Annotated in this window: 13 protein-coding genes; 10 read left to right on the top strand and 3 right to left on the bottom strand. The window is 51.4% G+C overall.

What is annotated here, in order from left to right:
- The first annotated feature begins 187 nt into the window (after nt 1-187).
- The 9 genes from AC0YNW_RS01470 to AC0YNW_RS01510 all read left to right on the top strand — a co-directional run bounded on the left by AC0YNW_RS01470 (nt 188) and on the right by AC0YNW_RS01510 (nt 7,024).
- Nucleotides 188-829, top strand: coding sequence for a DUF3885 domain-containing protein (locus AC0YNW_RS01470; RefSeq protein ID WP_475830479.1), 642 nt, complete (start codon nt 188-190; stop codon nt 827-829).
- Nucleotides 830-846: 17 nt separating this feature from the next.
- Complete coding sequence (locus AC0YNW_RS01475) at nt 847-1,188, top strand: hypothetical protein (protein WP_475830480.1); 342 nt, start codon at nt 847-849, stop codon at nt 1,186-1,188.
- Nucleotides 1,189-1,213: 25 nt separating this feature from the next.
- Nucleotides 1,214-1,810 (top strand): hypothetical protein, encoded by a 597-nt coding sequence (locus tag AC0YNW_RS01480; protein WP_475830481.1) that lies wholly within the window; start codon nt 1,214-1,216, stop codon nt 1,808-1,810.
- 31 nt (nt 1,811-1,841) lie between these two features.
- Nucleotides 1,842-2,159 carry a hypothetical protein gene (locus tag AC0YNW_RS01485; RefSeq protein WP_475830482.1) on the top strand — a complete coding sequence of 106 codons (318 nt, stop codon included), beginning with the start codon at nt 1,842-1,844 and terminating at the stop codon, nt 2,157-2,159.
- 16 nt (nt 2,160-2,175) lie between these two features.
- Complete coding sequence (locus AC0YNW_RS01490) at nt 2,176-2,418, top strand: hypothetical protein (RefSeq protein ID WP_475830483.1); 243 nt, start codon at nt 2,176-2,178, stop codon at nt 2,416-2,418.
- A 141-nt stretch (nt 2,419-2,559) separates the two neighbouring features.
- Nucleotides 2,560-4,848, top strand: a complete 2,289-nt coding sequence (locus AC0YNW_RS01495) for a right-handed parallel beta-helix repeat-containing protein (protein WP_475830484.1) — start codon at nt 2,560-2,562, stop codon at nt 4,846-4,848.
- Between the two features lie 55 nt (nt 4,849-4,903).
- A complete protein-coding gene (locus tag AC0YNW_RS01500; RefSeq protein WP_387472868.1) occupies nt 4,904-5,257 on the top strand; it encodes a hypothetical protein in 354 nt (117 codons plus the stop codon).
- Nucleotides 5,258-5,408: 151 nt separating this feature from the next.
- Nucleotides 5,409-6,338 (top strand): VanW family protein, encoded by a 930-nt coding sequence (locus AC0YNW_RS01505; RefSeq protein ID WP_475830485.1) that lies wholly within the window; start codon nt 5,409-5,411, stop codon nt 6,336-6,338.
- A 179-nt stretch (nt 6,339-6,517) separates the two neighbouring features.
- Nucleotides 6,518-7,024 carry a DinB family protein gene (locus AC0YNW_RS01510; RefSeq protein ID WP_475830486.1) on the top strand — a complete coding sequence of 169 codons (507 nt, stop codon included), beginning with the start codon at nt 6,518-6,520 and terminating at the stop codon, nt 7,022-7,024.
- 63 nt (nt 7,025-7,087) lie between these two features.
- Here AC0YNW_RS01510 and AC0YNW_RS01515 read toward each other — a convergent pair whose 3' ends face one another.
- Nucleotides 7,088-12,721 (bottom strand): glycerophosphodiester phosphodiesterase family protein, encoded by a 5,634-nt coding sequence (locus AC0YNW_RS01515; protein ID WP_475830487.1) that lies wholly within the window; start codon nt 12,719-12,721, stop codon nt 7,088-7,090.
- A 352-nt stretch (nt 12,722-13,073) separates the two neighbouring features.
- Between AC0YNW_RS01515 and AC0YNW_RS01520 the strand changes: the two genes are divergently transcribed.
- Nucleotides 13,074-13,646, top strand: coding sequence for a hypothetical protein (locus AC0YNW_RS01520; protein ID WP_475830488.1), 573 nt, complete (start codon nt 13,074-13,076; stop codon nt 13,644-13,646).
- 223 nt (nt 13,647-13,869) lie between these two features.
- On the opposite strand, the gene AC0YNW_RS01525 is transcribed toward AC0YNW_RS01520, so the two are convergent.
- Both AC0YNW_RS01525 and AC0YNW_RS01530 read right to left on the bottom strand, forming a co-directional pair.
- Nucleotides 13,870-14,340: a histidine phosphatase family protein gene (locus tag AC0YNW_RS01525; RefSeq protein WP_475831249.1), complete on the bottom strand. Its 471-nt coding sequence runs from the start codon at nt 14,338-14,340 to the stop codon at nt 13,870-13,872.
- The gene (locus tag AC0YNW_RS01530; protein WP_475831250.1) at nt 14,327-14,407 is read right to left on the bottom strand and encodes a histidine phosphatase family protein; all 81 of its coding nucleotides are present in this window, start codon (nt 14,405-14,407) and stop codon (nt 14,327-14,329) included. Before AC0YNW_RS01530 ends, AC0YNW_RS01525 begins: the two co-directional genes overlap by 14 nt.
- Nucleotides 14,408-14,508: the final 101 nt, after the last annotated feature.

Genomic DNA, 14,508 nt, shown 5'->3' on the forward strand with positions numbered 1-14,508 from the left:
CCATGTTCCGCAACTGGAAAATGCTTGGTCATGACCAAATGATGCCCTAATCGGTGAATGTTCATGAATGACGCATATGTCGCTGTCCTTATGAGGCGGCATAATACTTTTTTGGCGAAAAGTGTGGAGGCTATGGCTTGCTTCGTTTACAATTAATAGGAAGCTGAGGCTGAGGGGGAAGCAGGACATGTCCATAAAAGCATTTATCGAACAGCAATTGACGGGAGTTGTGCTGGAACCTCCGGTCTTTTATAACGCTGAGGTTGGCATTCGTTTTGAAGCGGGGCTATCGGATTCCTCGATCGATGATCAGACCTATTTTGCCATTGTGAAAGAAAGGGCAATTACGTTATTCCAAGCGCTGTTTCAGCCGGACCAGACCATGTACATCGTGGTGGGTTCGTATGAACCTGTAGAGCCGATGGAATGGGCGGTGGCAGGTATGGTGGACTTCACCTCGACCTTTTTAAGTGACCAATTACAGCAAGCAATTGAAGAAATCTATAAAGAACCGGCGCTGGATGAAGATACAAACGAGCTAACAGGTTATTCCATCATGTACGGCGTTCGCTGCACCGCTTCGGATGTAGACTGTATGTCGCTGCTCGGATCGATCGGCGGGTTTTCGGAAAAGAAAGAATCTGTGGTTGACCGGGTATATTTCATTGATCCTGACCGCCGTACTGTGTTCCATATGTATGATAACCGGGGGATCGATATTGTCGCGTCCCGTAAAGAGGATATCGCTTTTCTATATCACAAGTTCAATGAATGGATTCTCGATTATGATCGAGAGCAAATTGACGAGATCTTCAGAAAAGAATTGTAGCATCGGAGGGGATAGACATGCCGAATCATGGAGGGAAGCTGGGCAGGAAAGTGATAATTGGATTAGGGGTTATTGTAGCAGCGACCATTGTGCTTATGTTGACAAACCCTGATTCTAGTGGCGACACGAAGTATATGGCCTGGCTGGAGAAAGAACATGGCATCTTCTGTACTCACGACCCCATTCATCTCGTTATTTGTGTACAAGCTGCAGAATCGGAAGAAGAACTGGACTGGCGATCAAGATCGATCAAAAATGCCGGACTCTATACCATTTACAAGGACCATTACAGGAACCTGGACGGAGAATCCGTCAATATCCATGCTGTCGGGATTTTGAATATGTTTTTTAACAAGTGATGGGCATTAGAAGGAGAATGGATAAATGCCATACACAAAACCAGTAGTTATGGACCCTTACTATGATCAACCTGAATGGATGACCAGCGAAGTCATACGAAGAGAGTTTATTTGTTTATCCTCAGAATCCAATGATCATGATGTTGCGTTATTTCTCATCCTTTTATTTGGTTTCAATCATATCCCTGTTAATCAGTCATTCCAGAAGTCGTTCAATGAATTATTAAAGCAAGAGGAAGTTGCTCTTTCTGGCGGAATTGCTTTTTTTCAAGATGAGCAGAGTTTTATTCTGCCAAGCTGTTGTTGTGGCTTGGAAAAGATTTCGGATATTGTACATTCGATTACAAATAAACAAAGTCCATGGCTGGGACATGATCCATTCCCAGGTATCACGTATGAAGGGGATAATGCGTTGGTTTGGCCAGATGATCCGGAGGCATGCGTAAGCAAGGGTTATTCGTCAATTGAATATCAGTATAAAGAGCTTGTAGCAAGTCTTGATAAATCAGTAGAACACCTTCATGACTTTATAGATGGACCTCTATACAGATGGATTGGCAAGAGAGACAATAAGATAGCAGATGCGGTAAGAGAACAAATGAAAAGATGGTTTGAGCATTGATCCGTCTTTACTACCATGGAGCGGAGGAAAAATGAACAGAAAAGTGAAATTAACCTTTGGCGTTATTATGGTCGCATTCATTATATTAGGGATTACGAACCCTGGTAATGCAGATCCCAGGTTTACGAGTTGGCTGGAGAGGGAGCACGGGATTTACTGCACTTATGATGGTAACATGAGAAACTGTAAACAAGTCATAGACAACACGGAGAAAATCATTACGCACAAATCTGGGAAGACGACAAATACGGGGTTTTATACGGAGTATAGGCGCAATATCACCTTCGAAGACGGCGAGAAAACCGAAATCCGGGCACTCGGCATATTAACTATGTTTTTCAACAAATAAGAATGGCGGCGTTCAAATGGGCAACATCGACAAACGAGATAGACTTAGCGAAGAAGTGTTCACATTCAAAACGAGCAAAGACAATAAGGTATTTATTGACTGGCAAGGGAGACAGGTCACGATTCTGTCCGGCAAGGCGAGCGAGAAGTTTTTGAAAGCGATCGAGGGCAAAGAACATAAAGAAGCTCAGCTCATCATGGCTAAGGTTACGGGGAACTTCAAACGAGGCAACGAGAAGGATAACAAGGGAAGGTCATAAAGGAATCGGTAATCTTTTATGAGCAGTCTCCCATAAAATTAGGTCTATATGTTCTTTATCAAGAACGATGATCCTGCTATAGTTAATGTGGACGGTTATGTCTATTCTGATAAAATATACCGTCAAGCTGGGAGGATTACAATGAAATGGATAGTTTGGAGCGTGCTCATTGCGATACAGGTTTCGCTATGGACTCAGGCTGGAGCGGGTGCGTGGTTCACACGTGGACTTGCGTCTAATGCTCATTTGCTTGCAGCAGCTGTGTCGAGTGATTCGAGCAAGGCTAACCACGCGGTCGTGCAGGGCGAGCTGCCGAAGGGAGCCGCGCTTGCCGATGAGAAGCTGACGCCGCAAGTGATTGATTTGAAGAAGTGGGGCATCCACAACGACGGGACGAAGCCTATCGAGACGACGAAAGGCATTAACAAAGCGCTGCAATGGGCGAACAAAAATAAAATACACGCGGTCACTCTGCCAAAGGGCACTTATCTCATAGACAAAAACAGTTATATTAACATGGTGAGCAACCTGATCCTCGATCTTCCGAACGATGTCGTCATTCAGAAAGAGACGAATGAAAAGGAATTTTACCATACGTTCTATATCGGAGTCGGCGTCGAAAATGTCGTGCTGAGAGGCGGCAGCTACAAAGGAGACAAGGAGACGCATAATTATAAGAAGAAGGACAGCGTGCATTCTGCCGGCACGCATGAGAGCGGCTATGGTATTACGATAGAAGGCGCGAACGCCGTTACCATCGACGGGGTGAAGGCGACGGAATTTACAGGTGATGGCCTGATGATCGGCGGACATGGCAAGCTTATTATGGACTTATACGCAGCCAGCTTCGTATCAGGAGAATTTAATGACAAGGGAAAGGCTGTTGCGAATAAGCAAAAGATTAGAACCAAGCAGCCGATCAGCCTTAGCCACTCGCTGCTCCAATCGCAAAAGAAGTTTGAGATTACGAACAATATTAAGCTGCCTGGCACGTTCGACCTGGTGTTTTTGGACAAGTCCGGCAAATTCGTGGAGCTGGTGAAGGGCAAGAAGGTTCGGGAGACGATCCCTATTCCGGACAAAGCCGCGAGCGTTCATCTTATTTTCCAAAAAGCCGATAGCAAAGATGCTTACATTGAGCTGTGGAGCCGCACCGTCAGCTCCGATATCGTAGTGAAAAACTCAGAGTTTGCTTATAACCGGAGGCAAGGAATTACGGTAGGCGGCGCCGACCGGGTTCTCATCCAAAACAACGAGCTGCATCATATGAAGGGGACGCTGCCTCAATCCGGTATCGATGTGGAGGGCGGTTACCATTATAACGGGCACTTCAACAGCAATATTTATATCAAAGACAACGACTTTCACAGCAATGCTTCCTACGATCTGATTCTGTACGACGGCGCGGGAGCGCTGGTGGAGGGCAATCGGTTACGGTCCAAAGGCGTCATTGGACTTGCCATATCGGAACCGTTCGAAGGCGCCGTTATTCAAAATAATCATTTCGACGGGGCGCGCATATTGGCTTATCATAACGCTACGTTTATCGGCAACCGGGTGGACCGGGCGCTTGCTTCCTTTATCGGCACGAATGTGACGATTGACGGGATGACGATGACGGATTCCGTGCTGTCGCTTTCCTCAAAAGACGCATTCGGCATTAAAGTTTCGAATGTCTCCATTACAAGCAAAGATAAGAAGCTGGAGTCCGGACTCGCTTTGTGGGGCAAAAAGCTGCGGCTCGACAATATTACGATTACGGGTGAGTCCGCGCTTCGGACCGTGACCGGAGGCATTGAGCCAGGAAGCGTCATTAACAATTTGAAGGTGCGCGGCTTCAATTCCACCTATGGTGTATCACTGCCTCCTGCGACTTATAACAATTGCGAGTTTTCGGGAGCGGAGGGAGCGAGTCATGGCGCAATCGGAGTCAGTCTTGCCGGGAAGTATGTGTTCGATCAGTGCACCTTCAATCTGAGCAAATCAGCCTGGACCGGCATCTCTGCCGATCATGCGAAGCTGGATCTGACGGTAAAGAACTCCACCTTCAACTTGCTGGGCAATACGCAAGCGATCAGCGTGCAGTCGGCCAAAAATGTGTTGATCGAAAATAATGTGATTACGGGCAACGCGCTGACATCAGAGAAGATTGAAATCATTAAGCTGAATGATTATTGGAAGCGGAATGACAGACATGATATCTTGGCTGCCGTTATTCGCGGGAACGAGATCATCACCAATATTCCGGTGATCGGCATCTCCACATCCTATGCGGGCACAGGTGCGCCTGCCTATACGATAGAGAACAACAAGCTGACCAATGCGAAGCTCGCGCTTAAAGAGAACGATGCCGTTTCTCAAAATGAGCTCGTCAGCCCAAGCGCGAGCGCGATTCCGGCAAGCGGGAAGACGCAGACGGATACACGATAACGTCTTGATGCTAGATGCATCTCCTGGCGCATATAAATGGCGTTAGAGGAGCGTGATCAGGGTGAATCGTCAAGTGGGCCGTTATTTTCAGCTTAAGAGCAAGCAAAAGGAGATTGAGCAAGAGCTTCAGGAGCTGCGCAATGAAATATTGGCGTACTACGAAGAGCAAGGCGTAACCGAAACGACAGTCGGCAACTTCCAGGTAAAGCTGGTGAAGCAGGAGCGGAAGGAATATGATGATACGCGTCTATCGGAGGCGCTTCCCGATCTGCAATTGTGGCGGCTACTATCCAAGCCCGACTTATCTCGGATTGCCAGCCTGCTTAAGCTGAAGGTGATTACGGAGGACCAGCTGAAGGACACGTATGTGACGAAACATGTGACGTTATTACAGATTGATAAGAGGTAACGATAAGGGCCAAGGGCATCCCGAACCGCTTTGATGCGGAAGAGGATGCCCTTTAGTTGTGTGTGCAAAAAAAGCACATCGCGAAGAATGGAGCGGCTGCAACTATCGCATACTAATCCGGTTACCTTATAGAATCGGGAGTTGGACGAATATGGGATGGAATGGGCTGCTTGCCGTTCTGATCGCGCTGCATCAATGGGTATATCCGAATCTGACCATCGAATCTCGTGGGGAAGTTGTGAAGGACGATGTGTTCATGTCCGATTATTCGTATCCGCTGCCGGTAGGACCGCTTGTGAACGAGGAGCGGCTGAACAAGCTGATGGATACCATTGCAGCCAAGGTGGAGCGCGACCCGGTAAATGCGACATTGGATGGAGCGGGGCGTATCGTGCCGGAGAAGCCGGGGCTCAAGCTGGAGCGCAATGCGTTCAAGCGATTGTTCTACGGCTATATGCTGGAGGGTGAGCCGCTTAGGCTGGAAGTTCCGCTGCGCCGCATCTATCCCCGCGTCGATAGCGAGGTGCTCTCAGGCATTAAGGTCAGGCAGATCGGGCAATACACGACGTTTTACAATAGCCGCAATCGCAATCGTTCTGCCAATATCGCGCTGGCAGCGATGGCGATCAATAACCATGTTGTTTTTCCGGGCGAGCGGTTTTCATTCAATGGGACCGTCGGTATGAGGACGAAGGAGAAGGGATATCTTCGCGCACCGGTCATTGTCCGAGGCGAGATGTATGAAGATATTGGAGGCGGTATCTGCCAAATTTCCTCGACGCTGTTCAACGCCGTTGACCGGGCGGGACTGACGATCGTGGAGCGGTATTCCCACAGCCGAAGAGTTCATTATGTACCCGCCGGACGCGATGCGACGGTTAGCTGGTATGGGCCGGACTTTGTCTTCGAGAACCGCTACGACCAGCCGATCCTGATTCGCGCATATGCCAATGCGGGAGCTGTTAGCATCTCCATCTATTCATCGGAGCTTCTGGAGCTTCAGCCTCGGGAAGTGCCTGGCGCATCACGGAAGCTGCCCGAAGAAGTGAGGATGGATGAGCGGAGTGTCATCGTGGAATAGATATTCCATTCACAAACCGGTTCAGAGATATAGGAAGGAGGTTCGGGGCGTACGCCCTGGACCTCCTTTTTTGTCAGCGATTATTTGCTGGCTTCATCACAAGTCATATTTAGTACCAAGTCTTAATACCTTGTTATATAATAGGATTTGAGATGATCATTGTCATGGGAGGCATTCATATGGAGCTGATCCAACGCTATCAACATGATCTAAGTGCAGCCAGAGCGTATTTATTGCAAGAAATCTCTTCCCTCAACGAAAATGAATTCAATCGGTTCGCAGTAGAGGATGCCTGGAGCATCGGGCAGATTTGTCATCATCTATGGAAGACGGAAGTCTTGTTTACCAAAGCCATTGTATTCGGTTTGAAGCGGAAGCCGATATCCCATGCCGGACGAAAAGCTGTTGAGGTCGTGCTGGATCAAGCTGTGAAATACAGGGCGCCGGAGATAGCCGAGCCGGATGAAGGACCTTTTGAAGTGACGGAGCTCATTCAGCTGCTTGACGGGTCTAGACAGCAATTGCTGGAGGTGCTTGTGAAGATTGAGGATGAAGCTATTCTAAAGGAGATCGCTGTGAATCATCCTCGCTTCGGAGATTTGCCGCTTGATCAGTGGATTGAGCTCTTGTATATGCATGAGCAGCGGCATGCCGAGCAAATTAAGAAGCTAAAAGCCCATCTCTAATCAAGAAAGGGGCAGTCCGAGAGGTCATAAACGACCTGTCGGGCTGCCCCTTCGTAATAGGAATTAGATGAATGCTGCTATCGTCAGGAATCGAATGAGTAAAGCAGCGGATTGTGCTCTTGTCGAGTGGCGGTCAGCCTGAAGGACGTCGCCTTGCATGCCTTTCAACAGACCGAGCTTTACAGCTGCGGCAAGCTCTTCATGCGCCCATACAATGTTGTGTGCGTCCTTGAATTGCCCTTGCAGGAGCTGATCCGCTTGATCGACTGCCGGGATAGTAGCGCCGGCATAGGCTAGCGCGCGAACCAGCATAGCAGCTTGATCTTCTCTTGTGATCTGTTGGTCTGGACGGAAGGTTCTGTCCCCGTAGCCTTTAATCACGCCGGCCTTCACCGCTGCGGCAACATCACGCGCATACCAGCGGTCAGACGGTACATCTGTGAACGAGCTGCCGGCTGTGCTGTCGGCAAGACCAAGCGCCCGTACCAGCATGGATGCGAATTCTGCGCGTGTAATGCTGCGTTCAGGCAGGAACTGATCGCTGCTGACGCCGTTAATCAGTCCTTTGTTCGCTGCAAGCTCAATATCCTGCTGCGCCCAGTGGCCGTAAGCATCCGAGAAGGACTTGTCATATGAAGCGATCAGGTAGATGCTGTTGCCGTTGCGTTTCATATGGGCGGTTGCCTTGTCTCCCTCGAATGTGAAGCGGGATGGGACAAATTGCAGCTCGCCTGTGCTTGGCATGAATTGCAGCGCGGTTGTATGCTTGGCGTCACCTGACGGCTTGAACATAATATCGCGGGTCGCGTATGCCGTACCGAGCGGTACAGGCCAGACCTTACCGGCCTGATCCACAAGCTCGATCTCGAAGGAGATAACCTCGCTCAGCAGCTTGCCGCCAGCTTGCTGCACAGCTTTCAGCGCGGCCGCTTGTTCGTCATTCGTTGCTTTCTTAATCGTGAAGCGAACTTGAAGTTCGTTGAGGTTGGCGCCGGAGATGGATTCCCATAGCTGCGGATTCCAGACGGCGGCCGGGATACGGTAAGTGGCCCATTCGTTGCTTACCGATAATGTGCCGTTTTTCGAGCGGGACGACTCCGTCCATGCGTTTGCAGCTACTTGCCAAGTGTCCCCTTTGAATTGAACATGTACGCTTGCAGCGGACTGAAGCGCTTCGCGCACCGCTTGATCGCAAGCGGCTCCAGCTTCTGAAACCGTCAGGTTCACGGAAGCGCCTGCTGAAGGCAGAACCTCGCAACCGTCTGTACCTGTCTCTTCACCCGTCTGTCCACCGCCATCACCGCCGTTGCCGGAAGATTGAACAGTGATACGAATAGGTGCGGTATACAGATCATACGCTTCTCCGCTGTCCAGATGCGTCGTATAGCGGAGCAGCAGCGAGGCTGTACCAGACTTTTGAGCCTTCATTGTGTTGCCTGTCGTATCGAACAGCTCCTGTCCTTGCAGCCATACGATCTCCGGCACAACTTCATGGCTTGTGCGATTATAAGTCTCTGCCAGTGCCGTCAGCGTTAGCTCTTCATTTCGCTTCAAGGAATAGCTTTGCTCCTTCGCTTTCAGAGCGACGTTCCAGTCTGCGGAATAATAAGCGTAATCGGTCGTAATGCCGAAAACTCCACGAAGGAAGAAATCGGTGTAGTCTGCCAGTCCGTTGATGGTCCAAGGTGAGATAATGATGCCGCGATGCTTGGACGCCTCCATATAGGCTGGCCCCATACCGATAAAGCCTGCATTATAGGTCGCATTTAGCGACTGGGTAGTACGAATCGTATCGCGCAGCGCTTTGCCGACGTTGATGTCGGTCTCCGTGCCGCTGCCGACAAGCAAGCCTACAGGCATGCCTGGGAGCTTCTCCGAGAATAGCCGCAGCTGCGAAGAGTGGAAGGCCATGACGTTGATCAGGTCTTCAGCGTTCTGTTCCTCGATCACCTTCACGAGGACGTCGACCGCTCTTGGATTGGCCGTCTTGATCTCGGCATATACCATAATGCCTTTCTCTCTGGCCAGCTCGATCTGCTCATCCAGCGTTGGCACCTTGACGTCCGGGAAGCCGTTCGGGTACGGCTTGTTGGCGTTCAGCTTCTTAATTTCCTCAAGTGTAAAGCTCTCTACGTTGCCGGTTCCGTTCGTTGTATTCTGCAAGACGGAATCATGGATAATGACCAGATGGTCGTCGGATGTCACATACATATCGTTTTCAATATAATCGGCGCCGCTCTCGTATGCCATCAGATTGCTTTCGATGGTATTCTCCGGCGACTTCGACGGCATGCCGCGATGGCCAATAATATACGGCTTGCGGATTAGCGTCGTTGCGTTGTTGTAGACGGCAAGCGCGTCAAAAGCGGCTTGCGGCGCTCCGGTCAGAATGCCGTTCGTGCCGGTCGCAATCAGCCCATGCATAGCAAGCGAGCGGTCGGCGCTTGCGGCTTTCTCCTTCGTCCACACGACGATGGTACGCTGCTGCAAGTATTCGATATGCTCTTTGGTTGCTGCCGCTTGCGGCAAGATGGCGATCTTGGAGCCGCTGATGGTCGTTGCTCTGCGGATATCAAGCAGCGAATCCTTCGTTACGGCCACCGAGCTGAAGTCCAGAATACCGCGCAGCATCGGGACAGCAGCTCTCACGCGGGCAATCCACTCGCCATGATCAGAGATGATGAACGCATCCTCCAGGCCGTTTGCCTCGGCATAGGCAGCTACTGCGTCCGCCGCTTTTTCCGAATGGACGTAGAAGGCCGGGATGATCTTGCCCTCGATCTGCTCCATAATCGACGGAACATCCGACAGAACGGTATTCAAATGAGATGGAGCCACGACATTCAGCTTCTCGTCTACATGAAGGATGACGGTCGCCGGAGTTGCAGGACCGGACAACAGAGCAAGCCCCTCTGAATTTGCCAGCTCTGTTACGATGGTCGGCCCCATGACGATTTTTGTGTCCGGCTCGTGTACATTGGCGAACCGGTCAGCCGGCATGGGAGGCAATTCCTTCAGCTGGAGCGTAACTCTTACATTATCGACTCGCATGACGCTTCCATTGGATTGAAGTCCGATTGGGCCTTTCGCATAAGCTATGGCAGAATCGGTATCGACGATTAGTGAATCGTTAATCCATTCCTGCACGCGATTTCCTTTTGCTACGACGGTATAATGATACATTTTGCTGGCGTCGATCCGCTCTTTGAATGGGCCTTTGTCCAAAATGGACCAGCCGTTCGCCGGATTCCGCTCGGCGAATTCCACGCCGTTCGCAGCAGTGGCGTCTTGACGGACGGCCATTTGATAGTACGGATAATCTCCATTCTGAATGCGGAACATGATGGAGTGCCATCTTGCCGTATCATTCGCGCTTAGATGGGTGACATCGGCTTCGATCTTATAGTCGCCGAATAGGCCCAGATAATCCGGGAGCACTACGCGCGAAGGATTGTCGGGCGCTGCGGATGCATGAAGCTCGAATGCGCCGTCTCTCACCGTTGCGCGGGAAGCTGTCGTGCCTTCCTTGCGGGTCCAGCCCTCTGGCATCGATCCGTCCGCAAGCTGATCGAAGTTGTTTTCATAGAGCACGTAGCTTGCTTCGTCCTGCTTCTTCGCTACGACTAGCAGCGTAATAGAGACGCCATCGATGGACCCGGTTACCCGGTGTACACCGCTGCTCTTCACAAGCAGCTTCCCGTCTGCGATTTCGACTCCATCGCCTTCGACCGTCCATTCCAGCTCGGTCCCTTGTACCGTACCGGATGTGAAGTCGCTGCGCTCTGCCTGGATGGACCAGTTCGCCAGCTCAGCAGGTGTGCCGACCGTTGCCAGCTCATAGCCTTGCTCATGCTTCATCGATACTACTTTCGCGCCAGTCTGCGACGCGCTTACGCTTACTTCATAGGTGGCCTCCGCATTAGCATATATCGCTGTAAGGGTTGCTGCGCCTTCACGAATAGGATAAAGCTGTCCGCCGACCACCTTCAGAACGCTCTCGTCGGAGGAATACAGCTTCAGCTTCGCGGCTTCCACCGGTTCGCTAATGCCGTCCGAGTAGTCGACAGCAGCGGTGAAGGCCACAGGCCCGCTCAATGCTTCAAGCTGCGGCGGCAGCGACAAGCTGATGGTCTCCGCTGTAAGGCGCGTGACGACCAGATTATCGAAGGATGCATGGGCCTGGTCTACCTGAAAGCCGACCTTGCCTCGCTTCAGCAAATCCTGGGAGAAGCTCCGGTCGACGAGCAGGACATATTCGTCCGCGCCAGCAGGCTTGATATATTCCTTGACGTTGTCGCCGAATACGCGAACCTTCATCGTATAGCTTTCATTCAGCGCAAGCGGCTGCCACAGGCCTGAAGCGATAACGGACCAGGCGTTATCCGGCTTGCGGTATGAGACCTCATAGCTGCCGTTCTGGCGGATCGCCATTTGGTTGTAAGGCTGCTTGCCTTCCGTTGTTCCGCGGAAGATGAGCGATGCCCATCTCGCCGCATTCAGCACGCTATGGAATTGCAGCTCGGCTTCGACCGTGTAATTGTCCCATTGTACAGGAGCTGTCACTCGGGATTGTGCGCCGGAAGCGTTGCCCTTCAGCTCAAGCCTGCCGTTGCTGACGCCGAATGGGGGACTGCCCGCATTCACATCGGAGATCCAGCCTGCCGGGAGCTCTCCATCCGGTACGCTGTCAAAGCTTTCTTGCAGCAAGATCGGATCGGCCGGTCCGGCTGCAATGTCATCGCTTAACGTCAGCGTGCCATAACCGCTCGTATCGTTCCAGAAGGACGATGATTCGTATGCGCTCCAATAAGCGGAACGCTGCATCGTGGTGTCCTCGCCGAATCGGTCGATGACGCTGATCTCCAGCCCCAGCTCTCGGGAGAGCTGCGGGTCGAATTGCAGCAGCTCCCAGCTGATCGCGACTTCCAGCTCCCAGCCGCTGTCCGTCTTGCTTATGGCGCGCATGATGCCTTTGTCATCCTTGCCCGCATGATTCGAGAGAGCAGCGCCGAAGTTGAATTGCGGTGTCGCGGATTGCTCGCGGAAGATGAAACCCGCTTGCATATCGCTAGCAGCGAACGGGGAGGAGCGGTGCAGTGTCGGATCGACGAACAGGCTGACACTGTCCTGATCGAACCAGTAGCCGGACTGCTGCGCAAGCGGCGTATCGTCTTCGATGCGCACGCCTACATATAAGTATTGCTGATCCCAGAGGGCGCCGAAGCTCGCAAGCGGAGCAACGGGCGCATCCGCCGGCAGCACGCCGCCAGGCAGCCGCTCAATCGGCTGGTCCAGACTCCAATTCATGTCGTCAAGCTTGCCGTCGATTACAGGCGCGTAATCGGTTTTTGGAACGGATAGGGCTTGGCGTTCCAGCTGCGTTGCAGCCGCAAGTGCAGCAGCTTCCTCTGAATTCTCTTCTGTCGGCTCGCCGGATTCCTCCGAACCGTCAGTTCCCTCTTCCTCCGCCGGAGCCTCCGTCTCTGCCGGGTCGGAATCGCCGCCTTCTTCGGCAGGCTGTTCTGTCTCCTGCTGTGTCCCTTCCTCCAGCGTGCCATCCAGGCTGCCTTCTGTATCCGATACCAGATGATCAGACATCGGGTAGCCCTCCGCTCTTATCGCCTGCATAGGCGGCAGCAATCCGCATAACAAAGTTACACAAATGATGGCGGACAGCAGCTTTGAAGCTCGTCTCATGAATTCCTCATCCTCTCCATTGGGTTGGCAGAGATTTGAGCACGGCAAAAAACCCTTTTACGCATCGGTTCAGGAAGCATCGCGCATCTGCGGAACGCATTCATTGTCGATTCATAAAAGGGTTTTCTCTCCATCTCGTACCCTTGCCTATAGGGGGTGTTCACCCGTATCCAATGTAATCCACGAATGTTATGGGGGCATTTGCGAGGCGTGAAACATCTGTAAAGCCGAAGCCGAAATTCATGAATCCTTCACAATTTGTTGAAAAAGATAGAATAGTTGGCATTTTACGAGAAAAAGCGCTATAATTCTCTATTAAGAACACTTACTAGAGTAGCGAGGGTGGGAGATATTGATCATACGTGTAGAAAATGAGAGTGAGCGGAGACAGTTCGACAATTTGTGGATGGAAGTGTGGGATGAAAAAGGATTTGAGCATGAGAAGGCGGTAGGGGACGCGTATTTGCTCTATGTGGACGGCAAGCCGGCAGGTACGGCGGAGTTCGCGCCGTATGATCCGCAGGGATCGGACGAGCTGCACCGCGTATTTGATTTCAGCGGAATTGATCGTATCCAGCGTCATCACCGGCAAGTATTTGTGATCGACAAATTCGCGATTGCGAGAGAATTCAGATCCAGCTCGGCACTGGATCTGCTCATGTACAATTTGTTCGACTATGCGGAGACGCGCCAGAAGCTGTTCGCTATCGCTTTGCTGGACCCGCTGCTGTACCGGCTGATCCGGTTTCATTATCATTTTCGGGTGGAGAAGGTAGGGGATCGGACGTTATACAAAGGGGCAGAGGTCATCCCTGTCCTGATCGACAGCAATTATTTTTTGAATCGCAAATGGGACTATGCCTGGTATCGCAAAGCTGCGGCAGAGCTTGGCGGGGAGAGGCATGCGGCTTCCAAAACAGTCTGATAGCAGCACAAAGTACAACCTGTTTCTTCTATTGAATAGAAGGGACGGGTTGTTTGCGTTTATGAAGTCCTGTCTGTTTCTACTCAGGGGACTAGGTACCAGGACAACTACATGGCTAGCTACTAAAGGAAGTCGTTAGCCTATGCAGCCGATTGGGGTATCGCATGGATGTGAATGGCTCGCTTCGGATGTGCGGAATTTCCTTGAGCGTCAAGAGTCAAGATCAAGAAGCTGTGGATCGGAAGGTGTACGTTTTATATGCACCATTGTCCGACGAATATCGCAAAATATTGCGGTCCTCAGGCACGCCTTCGAAATAAGCGCCGATACTGCCTGTCGTACAGCGGTGACCTGATAAGAGGATGTTCACGCCGCTTTGACCATAACGGGCTTCAAGCTCTCCCATGAACGCGAAAACCCGCTGCATGAAGCTTTGAATATCTTCCACGCCCTTATAGATGCTGGCATCGGGGACCGGTCCTGCCAGCGTCACCTCGCTCTTCCTCAGTCCATCCGCTTCACCAAGGTCGAAGACATCGAGCCGTTCGTCGATATGCACGGGAAGCCCGGAAGCGATCTCGGCAGTCTGAATCGCCCGCGCCTGCGGCGATGAAATGACATGGTCGAATCGAACGGAGGCCAGCTGCTCCTTCAGTTCCTCAGCTTGGCGAATGCCTGCCTCATTCAGCGGCAATCCGTAGCCCTTGCAATCTGCCTTCCTTATTCCAATCCGTCTGACCGTGTCTGACAACATAGATCATAATCCATTTCCCTCCCCTCCCGTTATGTATTCTTCATAGGTCTGTTCTTTCCTTTTTCTACAAGTACAGGCCAATCTGATTCTGCTTTGGCTGGAAAAAAG

The organism is Paenibacillus sp. J31R120 (assembly GCF_056269225.1).